This window comes from Paracoccus rhizosphaerae (assembly GCF_026162645.1).
Taxonomy (GTDB): domain Bacteria; phylum Pseudomonadota; class Alphaproteobacteria; order Rhodobacterales; family Rhodobacteraceae; genus Paracoccus; species Paracoccus rhizosphaerae.
On record NZ_JAOTBE010000001.1, the window covers coordinates 204,460 to 220,030 of the forward strand.

A 15,571-nucleotide genomic window follows, 5' to 3' on the forward strand; every position below is an offset into this window, starting at 1 on the left:
CGCCTTTTGGCTGTTCTATCAAGCGCTGGTCCGGCTTCCAAGATGTGCCGGCTGCGAGGTCCGCATCAGACGGGCCGCAACTGAAATGAGGTGGCGCTTGATCGAGATGCGGGATGTCGGTTTCGGCTATCACGGCGGGGCCGAGTTGTTGTCGGGCATGACGCTGAGCCTGCAGCCCGGCATGTTCCACTTCCTGACGGGGCCGTCGGGTTCGGGCAAGACGACGCTGCTGCGGCTGTGCTACGCCGACCTGCTGCCGACGGCGGGACAGATGACCGCGCTGGGCCACGAACTGCGCGACCTGTCGCGCGACGACATCGCCGCGTTGCGCCGCCAGGTCGGCGTCGTCCACCAGGACCCGCAGTTCCTGGACCACCTGCCCGTGGCCGAGAACATCGCCCTGCCGCTGACCGTCGCCGGAGAGCCGGTGGACATGGACGCGCTGCGCGATCTTCTGAACTGGGTCCAGCTGGGGCCACAGGCGCGTGCGCTGCCGCCGTCGCTGTCGGGCGGCGAACGCCAGCGGGCGGCGTTGGCGCGGGCGGTGATCCTGTCCCCCGACCTGGTGCTGGCGGACGAGCCGACGGGAAACCTGGACTGGGACATGTCGATGCGCCTGATGCAGCTGCTGATCGAGCTGAACAAGTCGGGCAAGACCGTGCTGGTCGCGACCCATGACCTGAACCTGATCCGCGCGACCAAGGCGCAGGTGACGGCGCGGGTGCTGCGCATCTCGGGCGGCACGTTGCAACTGGCGGGGGCGGATCTGTGATGCGGCGCGATCTTCGGGGTCTGAACATGACAGCGTTGTGGCGCGGGTTGATCGGCGGCGATGGCGGCAAGGGCGACCGCATCGTGCCGCCGACCGGGTTCACGGCGCAATTGACGCTGTTCTCGGCCGGGGCGATGGCGTTCCTGGCGGTTTTCGCCCTGGCGCTGGCGCTGGCCACGGGGCGGCTGGCCGACCGCTGGTCCGAGAGCCTGGCGGGCAGCGTGACCGTCCGCATCAGCGCCCCCGTGGCCGAGCAGGAGGCGCAGGTGCAGACTGCCCTGTCCATCCTTCAGACCACTCCGGGCGTGGGCCAGCCCCGTCTGCTGCCTCAGGACGAAATGGCGCAGCTGCTGGAACCCTGGTTCGGCCCTGACATGCCCGTGGATGCGCTGCCGGTCCCGGCGCTGATCGACCTGCCGGTGACGGAAGACGAGTTCGACGCCGAGGGACTGCGCCTGAGGCTGGAGGCCGAGGCGCCCGGCGCGGTGCTGGACGATCATACCGAATGGCGACGGCCCCTGGTCTTGGCCGCGAACCGGCTGCGGATGCTGGGGCTGGTGTCGCTGGTCCTGATCGCGGCGGCCTCTGGCGCGATGATCACGCTGGCGGCCAAGGCGGCGTTGGCGGCGAATGGGCAGGTGATCCGCGTCATGCGCCTGATCGGGGCGCGTGACCTGACAATCGCCAACGCCTTCGTGCGTCGCTTTACCCGCCGTGCGGCTGTCGGTTCGGCGGCCGGCACAATCCTGGGCATGCTGGCCGTGGCGATCCTGCCGGATGCCAGTGCGGCGGGCGGCTTCCTGACCGGGCTGGGGTTTCAGGGCTGGGGCTGGCTGATGCCGCTGTCGATCCCGCTGGTCGCCGCCGCCGTCGGCTTCTTCGCGACGCGGTGGGCGGCGCTGAAGATGCTGGGGGCCGTGCGATGAGCCGCGATGCCGCCACGCCCGGACCCCTGACGGCGTGGCAGTATGTCCAGAACGTCCTCTTCTATCTGCATGTGGCGCTGGCGACGGTGGTCATCGGGGTGGCGGGCCTGCCCGCCCTGCGCCGCGGACGCGCGGGCGCCAACAGGGTGGCGACACGCTGGATCGCCTATATGGTCTGGGCCGCGCGCCTGCACCTGGGCCTGACCTGCGAGATCCGCGGCACCCCGCCAACTGGCGACTGCATCGTCGCCGCCAAGCACCAGAGCTTCTGGGACATCCTGATCATCGCGCATGCCGTGCCCCGCCGCGCCTTCATCATGAAGCGAGAGGTCATGCGCGTGCCCGTCATGGGCTGGTACGCCTGGAAGGTCGGCTGCATCCCGATCGACCGCTCCAAGGGGCGCGACGCGATGGCCGCGATCTCGGCCCAGATCAACCTGCGCATGTCGGGCGACGGGCTGGGCCAGTTGATCATCTATCCCGAGGGGACGCGCACTCTGCCGGGGCAGCGCAGGTCCTACAAACAGGGCGTGGCGACGATCCGTGCCGGCACCGGCCTGCCCGTGGTTCCGGTGGCGGTCAACACCGGCATGTTTTGGCCCCGCAGCGGCTGGGGCATCCGGCCCGGCCGCGCCGTGGTCGAATTCCTGCCCCAGATCCCGCCAGAGGTTCCCGCGGCGGGTTTCCTGCCCCGTCTGCAGGCCGAGATTGAAACCCATTCCGACCGGCTGATGGCCGAGGCCGGGCTGCCGATCCCGGTCCGGGCGGCGGATGTCGCGCCGCCCGAGATGGTCGATCACCGCAACTCCCAGTAGCGGGGGACATGCGGATCGCGTGGCGGCAGGCCGATGTCGCGCCGCATGTGCGGTGACAGGTGGTACGGGTCCGGCGGCCTGGGACGCCTGCGCCGTGGCATCAGCAGCGCACGGACAAGGGCCCATAGGACCGCCGTCGCGCCATGACGGCGGATCAGGCGGTGCAGGGTGGGGTGCAGGCCGTTGGCCTGCGGAAGCAGTTGGGCAATCATCGTTGCTCTCCGGTTCGGGCCGGCATGGCGGTGCCCTGCACGGTCGGTTGGGGTCGGTTCTGGAAGAAGACGGCATGCGGGCGCACCGCGCGGGCGCGGTGGGTCGGCATCATGTCGTCGGTCAAAGCCCGCCTTTGGCGGTCAGCGGCGATCCATTCGTCGCTGCATGCCGGGCATCCAGGTGATCAGGGTATCCGATGTGTTCATGCGGCCCCTCCTTCCTGCTGACGGCTGCGGGCAAGGGGGAAGCTGCCCGCCGATTGCAGTTCACGCAAGCGCGCACATGCGAGCAGCCGCCCGTTTCGGAGCGGCTGTGGCAGGGCGGTCACAGTGTCGTGTTCAGGCGGCCAGAGACCTGGACCCCATCGCCAGGAACTTGGTCCGGCGGTCCTTGATCAACTCGGCGGCGGATTGCCCGTCCAGCTCGACCAGCATTGCGGCAATTTCCTGACCGACCGAGGCGACCGCATCGGCAGGGGCACGCTGCGCGCCCCCCTGCGGCTCGGGGATGATGCGGTCGATCACCGCCAGCTTCTTCAGGTCCTGCGCGGTCAGGCGCAGCGCCTCGGCCGCGTCGCGCATCTTTTCCGAATCCTTCCACAGGATCGAGGCGCAGCCTTCGGGCGAGATGACCGAATAGATCGAATGCTCCAGCATGGCGATGCGGTTCGCGGTGGCGAAGGCCACAGCGCCGCCCGACCCACCCTCGCCGATGATGACGCTGACCAGCGGCACGCCGATCTCCAGCGACTTCATCGTGCAGCGGGCGATGGCCTCGGACTGCCCGCGTTCCTCGGCGCCCTTGCCGGGATAGGCGCCCGGCGTGTCGACCAGCGTGATCACCGGCAGCTTGAATCGGTGCGCCATGTCCATCAGGCGGATCGCCTTGCGATATCCCTCTGGGCGGGCCATGCCAAAGTTGTGGTGGATGCGCGACCGGGTGTCGTTGCCCTTCTCGTGCCCGATCACCACGCAGGGCGCGTCGTTGAACCGCGCCAACCCGCCCATGACCGCATGGTCGTCGCCGAAGGCCCGGTCGCCGGCCAGCGGTGTGTATTCGGTAAACAGCGCCTGGATATAGTCGCGGCAATGAGGGCGGTCGGGATGGCGCGCGACCTGCGTCTTGCGCCACGGGTCCAGCGACTTGTAGAGGTCGCGCAGCAGTTCCCCCGCCTTCTTGTCCAGCGCCGCGGCCTCTTTCTCGACATCGACGGCCCCCTCGCCCTTGCGGGCCATGGCGCGAAGTTCCTCGGCCTTGCCCTCGATATCGGCGAGCGGTTTTTCGAAATCCAGATAGACCATGCGTGATGCCCTCGGCGCGTTCGGGTTCGGCACCATATAGGCGCCTCGCCCGACCAGTGCAACGCGGGCGCTTATTGCAGGTCCGCGAAGGCGTCCTGCAACCGGCGCACCGCCTCGGTCACGCGGGCGCGCGGCGTAGCCAGATTGAAGCGTAGGAAGTGTGCCCCGCCGGTCCCGAAGGTCGCGCCGTGATTGGCGGCGATCTGCGCAGTGCCTTCGACCCGGCGGGTGAACTCCTCGGGCGTCATGCCGGTGCCGGAAAAGTCGACCCAGGACAGGTAGGTCGCCTGAAGCAGCATCGACCGCAGGCCGGGAATGGCATTCACGCCGTCGTCGAAGATGCGGCGGTTGCCGTCCAGGTATCCGACCAGCGCATCGACCCAGGCCGCGCCTTCGGCGGAATAGGCAGCGGCGACCATGTCCATGCCCATCATGCCCGGAGAGATCCCACGCGCCATCAGCGCCGCCTTGAACCGCTCCCGAAGGCCAGGGTCGCCAATGATCGCGTTTCCGATATGGGCGCCGGCGATGTTGAAGGTCTTGGTCGCGGCCGTCAGCGTCACCAGCCGGTCGGCGATGTCCGGCGCGACGGTGGCGATCATCCGGTGGCGCGGGCTGCCCGGCAGCACCAGGTCGCAGTGGATGTCGTCCGAGATCAGGATCAGGTCATGCCGGCGGCAGAACTCGGCCACCTGCGACAGCTCCTCGGCCGACCAGACGCGGCCGCCGGGATTGTGCGGCGAACAGAGGATCATCAGCCGCTCGTGGCCCTTCAGCATCCCCTCCCAGCTGTCCCAGTCCATGCGATAGATCCCGTCCTGCTGCGCCAGCGGCAGTTCGACCAGATCGCGCCCGCCCGCACGGATCACGCGGGCAAAGGCGTGATAGACAGGGCTCATGACGATGACGCCGTCGCCGGGCGCGGTGAACGCATCCAGCGCCATGGCGACGCCGTTCACCAGCCCCGCGCAGGTCAGGATCCAGTCCGGCTGGATCTGCCAGCCGTGGCGGTTCTTCATCCACCAGCAGATCGCGTCCAGATAGGGGCGGTTCGCGCCGGGATAGCCATAGACGCCATGCGCCACCGCATCCTCGACCGCGCGCTGCACGGCATGGGGCGGGCGGAAGTCCATGTCGGCCACCCACATCGCCAGACCGTCGTCGGGGTTCACGCCATAGGCGGACTGCATGTCGTCCCACTTGCTGCACCGGGTGCCGCGGCGGTCGATGATCTGGTCGAAATCGGGATCGGGCATGGGACCTCCTGCAGGTTGGTTCCCGCCTGCATACGCTGGTTGTTGCTTATGGTGAAGCCATGCCCTAAATCGCCGTCATGAACCTGCGACCGATCCTCATCCATCCCGATCCGCGCCTGAAGAAGGTGGCCGAGCCCGTGGCCCGCATCACGCCCGAGATCGAGACGTTGGCCGCCGACATGCTGGCGACCATGTACGACGCGCCCGGCATTGGCCTCGCCGCGCCGCAGATCGGCGTGAACGCCCGCGTCTTCGTCATGGATGCGACCCGCGACCCGCAGGCCGAACGCGCCCCACTGGTGCTGATCAACCCCGAGGTCACCTGGACCTCGGAGGCGCTGAACAGCTATGACGAGGGCTGCCTGTCGATCCCCGATCAATATGCCGAGGTGACGCGCCCCGCGCAGGTCCGCATGCGCTGGCTGGGCCTCGACGGCCAGACGCACGAACGTGAGTTCGACGAGCTGTGGGCCACCTGCGCGCAGCACGAACTGGATCACCTGGACGGCATCCTGTTCATCGATCACCTGTCGGCGATGAAGCGGCAGATGATCACCCGCAAGATGGTCAAGCTGAAACGGGAACGGGCACGTGCCTGACACACCGCACCGGGAGGGGTGGGCCAAGCCGGTTCTTCCGCCCCATCTCGGCTCCGGCGCCGTGCGCGACCTTGTCCTTTGGCCCGACCCGCGCCTGCGCCAGCGCTGCGAACCTGCCGGTTATCTGCAGGGTCCCGTCCTCGTCCGGCTGGCTGCCGACATGCTGGCCACGATGTATGATGCCGGCGGGCGGGGACTGGCGGCGCCCCAGATCGGCGAGCTGCGCCGGATCTTCGTCATGGATGCCGGCTGGAAGATGGGCGCGCCTGACCCGCTGGTCGTCCTCGACCCCGAGATCCTGTGGCGCGATCCCCTGACGGACATCCAGGCCGAAGGTTGCCTGTCGATCCCCGGACGCCCCGTATCGGTCGAACGCCCGGTCGCCATCAGCCTGTCCTGGTACGATCTGGAAGGCTGCCATCACTGCCGCCAGATGACCCAGGCTTCGTCGCGCATTGCCCAGCACGAGGTCGATCACCTTAACGGCCGCCTGATCATCGAGGATTGACCATGGCCGTCCGCGCCTTCCTGCCCTATTCCGACCCGCGCCTTCACCGCCCCGCCGAACCCGTCGAGGCCGTCACCGAGACCGTGCGGATGATCTGGGACGACATGATCGACACGATGGAGGCGATGCCCGGCGTGGGCCTTGCCGCGCCCCAGATCGGCATCATGCTTCAACTGGCCGTCGTCGATGCATCCGACAAGCGCGGGCAAGCCGTCAGGATGGCGAACCCGCACATCCTGCACGAGAGTGTCCAGTCCCGCGACCACGACGAGGCCAGCCCCAACCTGCCCGGCGTCTCGGCTCGCATCAGCCGCCCCCGTGCGGTGACCGTGCGCTTCCTCAACGAACAGGGCGAGGTCGAGGAGCGCGACTTCGTCAGCCTCTGGGCCACCAGCGTGCAGCACCAGATCGACCACCTGCAAGGCCGGCTCTATGTCGATCGCCTGTCGCCCCTGCGCCGCAAGATGCTGGTCGCCAAGTCGGCGAAACTGAACCGGCGCTAGATGTCGTCCAGGCAGAACCACCACATTGGACCTGATCGGCAGACCCTCCGGCGCCGCCGGCCCTCGCAGCCGGAGGCACGATGGGGTGCCAGGATCAGCCGTCACTCGCCCTGGTCTTGGCTGGCCCACGAATTCTGATCCCTTCGCGAGAGGACGCTTCGCAAAACATGGTGCCGCCGAGTGTTTGCTCGTGCATCTCGCTGGTGTCTACACGCGGAAGTGCCGGTAGAGCCGGCACCGCTCTGTGGCCTGCTGATCAGCGGCTTATAGCGCTGCTTCAGGCAGTCTTGCTGCCATGTTGCCGCACCGGCGATACCTGCGATCTGCCCTCGGGCGAACAGTGGCGGCCGCCACCCTTGCCCCTTCCGGCGGCAGTGCCTAAACCATCGCGGCAGAACACAACCTGCCGACGGAGGAGCATATGCGCGTCATCTTCATGGGCACGCCCGAGTTCTCGGTGCCGGCGCTTCGCGCTATCGCCTCCGATCACGAGGTTGCGGCGGTCTATTCCCAGCCCCCCCGTGCGGCAGGGCGTGGACAGAAGCCGCGCCCGTCCCCCGTGCAAGCCGCGGCCGAGGCGCTCGGCCTGACGGTGCGAACCCCCGAGCGCTTGCGCGACCCGCAGGCGCAGGCCGATTTCGCCGCGCTGAACGCGGATGTGGCCGTGGTCGTGGCCTATGGCCTGATCCTGCCACAGCCGGTGCTGGATGCGCCGCGCCTGGGTTGCCTGAACATCCACGCCTCTCTCCTGCCGCGCTGGAGGGGCGCCGCACCGATCCATCGCGCCATCCTGGCCGGAGACGCCGAAACCGGCGTCGCGATCATGCAGATGGAGGCGGGGCTGGATACCGGTCCAGTCATGGCCACGCGCCGCACCCCCATCGGCGCCGACGAGACAACAGCAGATCTTCACGACCGTCTGGCCGTCATCGGCGCGGACCTGATCGCGGACGTGCTGCCGCGCTTGCCCCTGCCGGCGACGCCGCAGCCCAAGCAGGGCGTCACCTACGCCGCCAAGATCGACAAGGCCGAGGCCCGGATCGACTGGTCGCGTCCGGCGGACGAAATCGATCGTCAGATCAGGGGCCTGTCGCCATTCCCCGGCGCTTGGTGCGACATTGACGGCGAACGGGTCAAGCTGCTCCGAAGCCGCGTCGTGCCGGGTGGTGGTCAGCCAGGAACGGTCCTGCCCAGCTTCACAGTGGCTTGCGGAACCGGCGCCGTCCAGATCACCTTGGCACAGCGCGCCGGGAAGCGTCCGATGGCGGCGGCTGATTTGTTGCGCGGATGGACCCTGCCGCCGCGGCTCGGCTAGGAGCGGGAACCGCCCCTTCGCGCACGGCCGCGGTGGGGCTTGTCCCCACCCGGCGGGCGCGAACGCCTTGGCGGGACGCAAGCGGCGCGCCGGCTGCGTCAGATCGCGCCGTGGCAGTGCTTGAACTTCTTGCCCGACCCGCAGGGGCAGAGGTCGTTGCGCGCAGGGTTCCCCCAAGTCGCGGGGTCCGCCTCGTCGAAGCCCGGCCTTGCGCCCTGCGCAGCCGCTTCGGGTTCAGGCGCGGTGTCGACGGGCTCAGCCTCGGGCGCCGGGGCGGGAGGCGCCATCTGGCGCAGCATCTCGGCGCGCTCGGCCTCGGTCAGCGGCCGGATCTGGCTCAGGCGCTGCGTCACGTCAAAGCGCAGACCGTCCAGCAGGCTCTCGAACAACTGGAACGCCTCGGTCTTGTATTCCGACAGCGGGTCGCGCTGCGCATAGCCGCGGAAGCCCACGACAGACCGCAGGTGGTCCAGCGTCAGCAGGTGGTCGCGCCACTTCTGGTCGATCTGCTGCAGCAGCACCTGCTTTTCGATCTGCACCATCGTCTCGGGCCCAAAGGCCGCCGCCTTGTCTGTCATATAGCGGTCGCTGGCCGCCGTGATCCGCTCGCGCATGGCGTCGTGGTCGACGCCCTCCTCGGCCGCCCATTCGGCCACCGGCAGGTTCAGGTTCAGCCGCTCGCGCACGGCCACCTTCAGGCCGTCAACGTCCCACTGATCGGCATAGCTGCGCGCCGGCATGTGATCGTCGATCAGGTCGTCGATGACCTGGTGGCGCATGTCGGCCGTGATCTCTCCGACGTCGTCGCTAACCATGATCTCGCGGCGCTGACCAAAGATGGCCTTACGCTGATCATTCATGACATCATCGAACTTCAGAAGCTGCTTGCGGATGTCGAAGTTGCGGCCTTCGACCTTAGCCTGCGCGCGCTCCAGCGACTTGTTCACCCAAGGATGCACGATCGCCTCGCCTTCCTTCATGCCAAGCGTGGACAGCACCTTGTCCAGTCGCTCTGACCCGAAAATCCGCATCAGGTCGTCGTCCAGCGAAAGAAAGAACAGCGACCGCCCCGGATCGCCCTGGCGACCGGACCGGCCGCGCAGCTGGTTGTCGATCCGGCGCGATTCGTGCCGCTCGGTGCCCAGGACGAACAGGCCGCCGGCCTCAAGTACCTTGCGCTTCTCATCGGCGTGTTCCGCCTCGATGCGGGCGCGCAGCTCGTCGGGGTGTGCGTCGGGATCGGCCTTCAGCGCCTCCATCACCTTCATCTCGACATTGCCGCCCAGCTGGATGTCGGTGCCGCGGCCGGCCATGTTGGTCGCGATGGTCACCGCGCCGGGCTTGCCCGCGTCGGCGACGATCTGCGCCTCGGCCTCGTGCTGGCGGGCGTTGAGGACGTTGTGAGGCACGCCATCCTTCTTCAGCATCTCGGACAGAAGCTCGGACTTCTCGATGCTCGTGGTGCCGACCAGGGTCGGCTGGCCCTTGGCATGCGCCTCCTTGATGGCCTCGATGACGGCCGCGTATTTCTCGGCCGCCGTGCGATAGACGCGGTCGTGTTCGTCAAGGCGGGCGATGCCGCGGTTCGTCGGAACCTCGACCACGCCCAGCTTGTAGATCTCGGCGAATTCCTCGGCCTCGGTCGAGGCCGTGCCGGTCATCCCAGACAGCTTGGCGTAAAGCCGGAAATAGTTCTGGAACGTCACAGACGCCAGGGTGACGTTCTCGGGCTGGATCTCGACGCCTTCCTTGGCCTCGATGGCCTGGTGCAACCCGTCCGACAGGCGGCGCCCCTTCATCATCCGGCCGGTGAATTCGTCGATCAGCATGACCTCGCCGTCGCGGACCATGTAGTGCTGGTCGCGCAGGAACAGCTTGTGCGCGCGCAGGGCCTGGCTGGCGTGATGAACGACGGTGGTCGATTCCGGATCGTAAAGCGACTGCCCCTCGGGCAGGACGCCGTCCGCCTGCAGGCGGGTTTCCAGAAACTCGTTGCCCTCTTCGGTGAAGGTCGCGTTCCGGGCCTTCTCGTCCAGCTTGTAATGCTCTTCGGTCAGCAGCGGCACATAGGCGTTCAGCACCTTGTAAAGCTCTGACCGGTCCTGCGACGGGCCGCTGATGATCAGGGGCGTGCGGGCCTCGTCAATCAGGATGCTGTCGACCTCGTCCACGATGGCGAAGTTGTGGCCGCGCTGGACCATCTCCGCCACGCTGCCCTTCATGTTGTCGCGCAGATAGTCGAAGCCAAGCTCGTTGTTCGTGGCATAGGTCACGTCGCAGGCATAGGCGTCGCGTTTCTCGCCCTCGGGCTGGAAGGGGACGACCACGCCGCAGGTCATGCCGAGCGTCGCATAGACCTTGGACATCCATTCCGCATCGCGCTTGGCCAGATAGTCGTTGACCGTGACGACGTGGACGCCCTTGCCCGACAGCGCGTTCAGATAGGCGGGGAAGGTGGCGACCAGGGTCTTGCCCTCGCCGGTCTTCATCTCGGCGATGTTGCCTTGGTGCATGAAGATGCCGCCCATCAGCTGCACGTCGAAGGCGCGCAGGCCCAAGGCGCGGCGAGCGCCCTCGCGGCAGTTGGCGAAGGCTTCGGGCAGGATGTCGTCAAGGCTCTCGCCCTTGGCGACACGGTCCTTGAACTCGGCCGTCTTGTCCTTCAGTCCCTGGTCGGACAGCGCCTTGAACTGCTCCTCCAGCGCGTTGATGCGCGCCACCAGCGGACGCGTTCCCTTGACCATTCGGTCATTGGGCGTCCCAAAGACCATCTTCGCCAGATTTCCGATGCCGAGCATGTTACCTTCGCAATCACGTTGATGGGAAAGGCGCGTCCCTTGCGGCCCACTTGCCCGCCCCGGTCGCATTGCCGTATCAGGGGCCGGAACGAACGCGGCGGCGGCGCCTTCCACAGAGTTGTCTGCGGATGTAGGCCCCGCCCGCCTGACTGTCAATGTTGGCCCCGGCGTTGCGCTGCGTGCCACTGGATCTTGCAGAGGAACTTCCATGACCAGACCGATCCTTCTGGCCGCGATGATCGCGGTGCCGATGCTGTCCGCGCCCGCGCTGGCGCAGGACGCCGACACGGTCGTCGCGACCGTGGGCGACGAACAGATCACTTTGGGCCAGATGATCGTCATGAAGCAGTCGATCCAGGATCCGAACATGGCGAACCTGCCCGACCAGGCGCTGTGGGACATGATGCTGGACCAGCTGATCCGCCAGACCGCCGTCGCCCAGTCGGCCGAGGAGGACGCCGGCGTCCGCGCCCAACTGGAGCTGCAGCGCCGCAACACGCTGGCCAGCGCCGCCGTCACCCAGATCGCCGAGGCCGACCCGACCGAGGAGGAGCTGAAGGCCACCTATGACCGCCTGTTCGCCCAGGCCGACGCCGTGCGCGAATACAACGCCGCTCATATCTTGGTCGAGACCGAGGAAGAGGCGAAGGAGATCAAGGCCCAGCTGGACGACGGCGGCGATTTCGGCGCCTTGGCCGAACAGCATTCGACCGGTCCCTCGGGGCCGAACCAGGGCGACCTTGGATGGTTTTCGGCCGACCAGATGGTCGCGCCCTTCGCCGATGCCGTGGCCGCGATGGAGCCGGGTTCGGTGTCGGATCCCGTCCAGACTGAATTCGGCTGGCACGTGATCAAGCTGAACGAAACCCGCCTGCGAGAGGCCCCGCCGCTTGAGGAGGTCCGCGACCAGATCAGCCAGATGGTCCTGCGCGAAAAGGTCGAGGCCGAGATCCAGCGCCTGGTCGAGGCCGCTGATGTGGAAAAAACCGAAGGCGTCGATCCCGCCGCGCTGAACAACACCGACCTGCTGGAGGCGAACTGATGGGCAAGGCCGGTCTTCCCGTCTCGCCCCTGGCGCCGGCGTCGTTTCCCGACCTGCCGGTGATCGCGGGCGTCGATTTCGCCAGTGCCGCCGCGGGGGTGAAATACCAGGGTCGCACCGACGTGACGCTGATCCGCATCGCGCCGGGAAGCACCGTGGCCGGCGCCTTCACGCGGTCCTCGACCCGCGCGGCCTGCATCCTGGACAACCAGGCCAAGCTTGCGCAAGGCGGCGATGCGCCGCAAGGGGCGGCGATCATCATCAACTCGGGCAATGCCAACGCCTTCACCGGCGCACGCGGGCAGGAATCGGTCGATGCCGTCACCGGTGCCGTCGCCTCGGCGCTGGACCTGCCGCGGGGGCGGGTCTTCTCGTCCTCGACCGGCGTCATCGGAGAACCGCTGCCGCATGACCGCATCGTCGCCGTGGTCGGTGACCTGGTGGCAGGGCTTGATCCGGCGGGCGTGGCCGATGCCGCGCGGGCGATCATGACGACCGACACCTTCCCCAAGGGCGCCTCGGCGACCATCGAGGGAGAGGGCGGTCCCATCCGCATCACCGGCATCGCCAAGGGTTCGGGGATGATCGCGCCAGACATGGCGACGATGCTGGTCTATGTCTTCACCGACGCGCGGATGCCGACGGACCTGCTGCAGCAGGCGCTGTCGTCGGGGCTGGACCGGACCTTCAACGCAATCACGGTAGACAGCGACACCTCGACCTCTGACGCGCTGATCCTGGCCGCGACAGGGCAGGCCGAGGCCGCGCCGATCAATGACCTTGCCACGGATGTCGGGCAGGCCTTCGTCCAGGCCCTGCACGGCGTCATGCGCGAACTGGCGCATCTGGTCGTTCGCGACGGCGAGGGGGCAACGAAGTTCGTCGAGGTTGCCGTGACCGGGGCCGCGTCCGAGGCCGATGCCCACAAGGTCGCCATGGCCGTCGCCAACTCTCCGCTGGTCAAGACCGCCATCGCCGGGGAAGACGCCAACTGGGGTCGCATCGTTGCCGCCGTTGGGAAGTCCGGGGCCGAGGCCGACCGCGACCGCCTGACCATCCGCTTCGGCGACATGGTCCTGGCGGAAAACGGCTGGCGCTCGCCCAGTTACGACGAGGCCGCGGCCAGCGCCTACATGAAGAACGCCGAGCTGCGGATCGGCGTGGACCTGGGGCTGGGGCAGGGGGCGCGGACCGTCTGGACCTGCGACCTGACGCACGGCTACATCGACATCAACGCAGACTATCGCTCGTGAAGACAGTCCTTGTCTCGGCCGTGGCGCTGATCGATCCCGACGGGCGCGTGCTTCTGGCACAGCGCCCCGAGGGCAAGTCGATGGCCGGGCTGTGGGAATTTCCCGGCGGCAAGGTCGAGCCTGGAGAGACGCCCGAAGCCGCCCTCATCCGCGAGTTGGACGAGGAGCTGGGCATCCAGACGTGGGACAGCTGCCTGGCGCCGCTGACATTTGCCAGCCATGCCTATGACACCTTCCATCTTCTGATGCCGCTTTTTGCCTGCCGCCGTTGGCAAGGCATCGTCAGACCGCAAGAGGGACAGCAGCTTGCGTGGGTCAGATCTGCGGATCTCAGATCGTATCCCATGCCGGCCGCCGACATACCGCTGATACCTGCGCTGCAAATGTGGGTCTGATAACGCACCTTTTAGTGATATGGTTGCAATGCTGCCCAAAAAAGTCGTAGCTGAGCTTATAAAGAACCCATTGTTAACTATTTCATGACTACCTTACCTCATGGGCGCAAGGAGGGATTGACATGATTCGCACCATTTCGATCGGAAGCTACATCTCGATTCAGGGCCTTTTCGAAGGCGCGATGTCGAACGGGAACATTCTGGTTCGCGTCGGCAACCGCTTGTTCGAGGGCAAGCCGGTCAGCAACTGACAAGCTGGCGGCGGCAGGAATGTCTGCGGCCGGATCAGCTTTTGCGGCGGACGCCGATGCCGCCATGCTAACAGCCGCCGAAGCCTCGGCGGCTGTTTCGCGTTTAGGCCTTAGAGCGCGTTGCGTCTAATCGGCCTCATATTCGGCGGCTTTGGAGAAATCGCAGCACTCCTCATCGGTGAAAGGATCGCAGACCTGCCCGGCAGCGTGCCAGAGTGCCTCTCAGGTTCGCGAGGCGGCTCTTCGCATCAGAGCCTTGAGCTTTGCGCATGTGAGGGCGTGGACGCCATTGGTCCGGGTGAACGTGCGAATGATCTCGATCGGGTTCAGATCTGGGCTGTAGGGAGGCAAGACCAAGAACCACGCGCCAACGGCGCTCATGGTCGCCGCGGCCTTGGGGCTCTTGTGCGATGACAGGTCATCCGGAATGATCACCTCGCCGGGTCGCAGTATCGCGGCCAATCGGGTTTCGCCATGGAACTCGTACAGTTCGCGGTTCATGGCACCGCCAGTCACCCCCGGCGCGCATCCAGCCGGTCATGGCGCCGGGCGGCGATGAAGGTCCAGGTGTTCCCCGTGACCGAAGGGCGCATGGTTGACAAGGCGCGCCTTCTGGAGGCCGTCCGGTGGTCCTGGCCATGTTCGCCTTCGGCGACGTCTCGTCGATGAAGCCGAGGCGCGTCAACGCGCTGCGCGTGAGCGGTTGGCGTCCTGTGATCCGGATATGGCGTGCCGGCCGGTGAGGCCGCTTCTGCTCGAGGGCTTGCAGGCCTTTTTCGTGGGTCAGCCCGAGACTGCGCGAAAACCGCCAGACCGAGACACGGTGAATGGCGATGCCGTGATGATCTGCAAGTTTGCCCATCGGGTCATTCGGGGTTGATCCGGGGAGTGTCCTGAACTTTGTGTATCCAGCCCGGTCCATGCGGTCTGGGACACTCAAGCGTCGAAGCGTTCGCTAGCTGTTTGATCCCACGGTTTGATGGTGCGATCCTTTTTGCAGGAATGGAAGGAAGCATTATGGGTCAGGTTCGTCACGGGAGCGCCACGACCACGCACGCCGTCAGAGCTGCAATAATGAGGGCTGGCCCGCCATCGGTCCGAGGGTCGGCCCGAATGATCGCAAGCTTCGCTCGCGACGCTGAGCCGGGAACTGGGGATTAACCCCAAGACGGTTGCGAAGTGGCGCAAACGCCAGACGGTCGAGGATCTCAAGACGGGGCCGAAGGAGCCACGTTTGACGATCTTGACCGAGGCGGAGGAGGCGGCGATCATTGCGTTCCGACGTCACACGCTGCTGCCACTCGATGACTGCCTCTATGCCCTGCAGCCGTCCATCCCACACCTGACACGATCAGCACTGCACCGATGCTTGCAACGCCATGGCATCTCGCGCTTGCCTGACGTCGAGGGCGACAAGCCGAAGCGGTCGAAGTTCAAGCACTACCCTATCGGCTTCTTCCACATCGACATCGCCGAAGTGCAGACTGCCGAAGGAAAGCTCTACGGCGCTGTTGCATGAAGCGTTTGAAGATCAGATTTCCCCTTTCCCGTCTGAAGTCAGCCGACGGGCTGCGTGACGGGAATGCCGAGTGCGGTGAAGCGGTTGAGGATGGCGATGCGGACT

General features: G+C 66.7%; 17 protein-coding genes and 1 pseudogene. 12 read left to right on the forward strand and 6 right to left on the reverse strand.

Translation table 11 applies throughout. The annotated features are described in order from the left end of the window. The first annotated feature begins 97 nt into the window (after window positions 1–97). From OC184_RS01035 to OC184_RS01045, 3 genes are read left to right on the forward strand one after another with little or no spacing between them, the layout of a single operon-like run. A complete protein-coding gene (locus OC184_RS01035; RefSeq protein ID WP_265505313.1) occupies window positions 98–772 on the forward strand; it encodes a cell division ATP-binding protein FtsE in 675 nt (224 codons plus the stop codon). Continuing rightward, window positions 769–1,698 carry a cell division protein FtsX gene (locus OC184_RS01040; protein WP_378926298.1) on the forward strand — a complete coding sequence of 310 codons (930 nt, stop codon included), beginning with the start codon at window positions 769–771 and terminating at the stop codon, window positions 1,696–1,698. The genes OC184_RS01035 and OC184_RS01040 overlap by 4 nt, the downstream gene beginning before the upstream one ends. Further along, window positions 1,695–2,513 (forward strand): lysophospholipid acyltransferase family protein, encoded by an 819-nt coding sequence (locus OC184_RS01045; protein WP_265505314.1) that lies wholly within the window; start codon window positions 1,695–1,697, stop codon window positions 2,511–2,513. The genes OC184_RS01040 and OC184_RS01045 overlap by 4 nt, the downstream gene beginning before the upstream one ends. On the opposite strand, the gene OC184_RS01050 is transcribed toward OC184_RS01045, so the two are convergent. The 4 genes from OC184_RS01050 to OC184_RS01065 form a co-directional block, all read right to left on the reverse strand. Next, the gene (locus OC184_RS01050; RefSeq protein WP_265505315.1) at window positions 2,495–2,725 is read right to left on the reverse strand and encodes a hypothetical protein; all 231 of its coding nucleotides are present in this window, start codon (window positions 2,723–2,725) and stop codon (window positions 2,495–2,497) included. The genes OC184_RS01045 and OC184_RS01050 overlap by 19 nt on opposite strands. Further along, a complete protein-coding gene (locus OC184_RS01055) occupies window positions 2,722–2,850 on the reverse strand; it encodes a hypothetical protein (protein WP_265505316.1) in 129 nt (42 codons plus the stop codon). The genes OC184_RS01050 and OC184_RS01055 overlap by 4 nt, the downstream gene beginning before the upstream one ends. Window positions 2,851–3,064: 214 nt before the next feature. Next, entirely contained in the window at window positions 3,065–4,027 is a 963-nt protein-coding gene (locus tag OC184_RS01060) for an acetyl-CoA carboxylase carboxyltransferase subunit alpha (RefSeq protein WP_265505317.1), read from the reverse strand. A gap of 71 nt (window positions 4,028–4,098) precedes the next feature. Continuing rightward, on the reverse strand, window positions 4,099–5,283 hold the full coding sequence (locus OC184_RS01065; RefSeq protein WP_265505318.1) for a MalY/PatB family protein: 1,185 nt from the start codon (window positions 5,281–5,283) through the stop codon (window positions 4,099–4,101). A 77-nt stretch (window positions 5,284–5,360) separates the two neighbouring features. Here OC184_RS01065 and def (OC184_RS01070) point away from each other — a divergent pair, with 77 nt between their 5' ends. The 4 genes from def (OC184_RS01070) to fmt all read left to right on the forward strand — a co-directional run bounded on the left by def (OC184_RS01070) (window position 5,361) and on the right by fmt (window position 8,208). Beyond that, window positions 5,361–5,882 (forward strand): peptide deformylase, encoded by a 522-nt coding sequence (gene def / locus OC184_RS01070; protein WP_265505319.1) that lies wholly within the window; start codon window positions 5,361–5,363, stop codon window positions 5,880–5,882. Further along, entirely contained in the window at window positions 5,875–6,390 is a 516-nt protein-coding gene (locus OC184_RS01075) for a peptide deformylase (RefSeq protein WP_265505321.1), read from the forward strand. The genes def (OC184_RS01070) and OC184_RS01075 overlap by 8 nt, the downstream gene beginning before the upstream one ends. A gap of 2 nt (window positions 6,391–6,392) precedes the next feature. Continuing rightward, window positions 6,393–6,893, forward strand: coding sequence for a peptide deformylase (def, locus tag OC184_RS01080; RefSeq protein ID WP_265505322.1), 501 nt, complete (start codon window positions 6,393–6,395; stop codon window positions 6,891–6,893). 421 nt (window positions 6,894–7,314) lie between these two features. Further along, the gene (gene fmt / locus OC184_RS01085; protein WP_265505323.1) at window positions 7,315–8,208 is read left to right on the forward strand and encodes a methionyl-tRNA formyltransferase; all 894 of its coding nucleotides are present in this window, start codon (window positions 7,315–7,317) and stop codon (window positions 8,206–8,208) included. Between the two features lie 98 nt (window positions 8,209–8,306). On the opposite strand, the gene secA is transcribed toward fmt, so the two are convergent. Then, window positions 8,307–11,006 (reverse strand): preprotein translocase subunit SecA, encoded by a 2,700-nt coding sequence (gene secA / locus OC184_RS01090; protein WP_265505324.1) that lies wholly within the window; start codon window positions 11,004–11,006, stop codon window positions 8,307–8,309. 208 nt (window positions 11,007–11,214) lie between these two features. Between secA and OC184_RS01095 the strand changes: the two genes are divergently transcribed. The 4 genes from OC184_RS01095 to OC184_RS01110 all read left to right on the forward strand — a co-directional run bounded on the left by OC184_RS01095 (window position 11,215) and on the right by OC184_RS01110 (window position 13,947). Then, on the forward strand, window positions 11,215–12,048 hold the full coding sequence (locus tag OC184_RS01095; RefSeq protein WP_265505325.1) for a foldase protein PrsA: 834 nt from the start codon (window positions 11,215–11,217) through the stop codon (window positions 12,046–12,048). After that, a complete protein-coding gene (gene argJ, locus OC184_RS01100; protein WP_265505326.1) occupies window positions 12,048–13,301 on the forward strand; it encodes a bifunctional glutamate N-acetyltransferase/amino-acid acetyltransferase ArgJ in 1,254 nt (417 codons plus the stop codon). Before OC184_RS01095 ends, argJ begins: the two co-directional genes overlap by 1 nt. Beyond that, a complete protein-coding gene (locus tag OC184_RS01105; protein WP_265505327.1) occupies window positions 13,298–13,696 on the forward strand; it encodes a (deoxy)nucleoside triphosphate pyrophosphohydrolase in 399 nt (132 codons plus the stop codon). The genes argJ and OC184_RS01105 overlap by 4 nt, the downstream gene beginning before the upstream one ends. Window positions 13,697–13,818: 122 nt before the next feature. Continuing rightward, a complete protein-coding gene (locus OC184_RS01110) occupies window positions 13,819–13,947 on the forward strand; it encodes a hypothetical protein (protein ID WP_265505328.1) in 129 nt (42 codons plus the stop codon). A 222-nt stretch (window positions 13,948–14,169) separates the two neighbouring features. Here OC184_RS01110 and OC184_RS01115 read toward each other — a convergent pair whose 3' ends face one another. Further along, entirely contained in the window at window positions 14,170–14,448 is a 279-nt protein-coding gene (locus OC184_RS01115; protein WP_265505329.1) for a transposase, read from the reverse strand. 516 nt (window positions 14,449–14,964) lie between these two features. Here OC184_RS01115 and OC184_RS01120 point away from each other — a divergent pair. Beyond that, window positions 14,965–15,463: pseudogene (locus tag OC184_RS01120) on the forward strand (IS481 family transposase); the annotation flags it as partial. Window positions 15,464–15,571 lie beyond the last annotated feature (108 nt).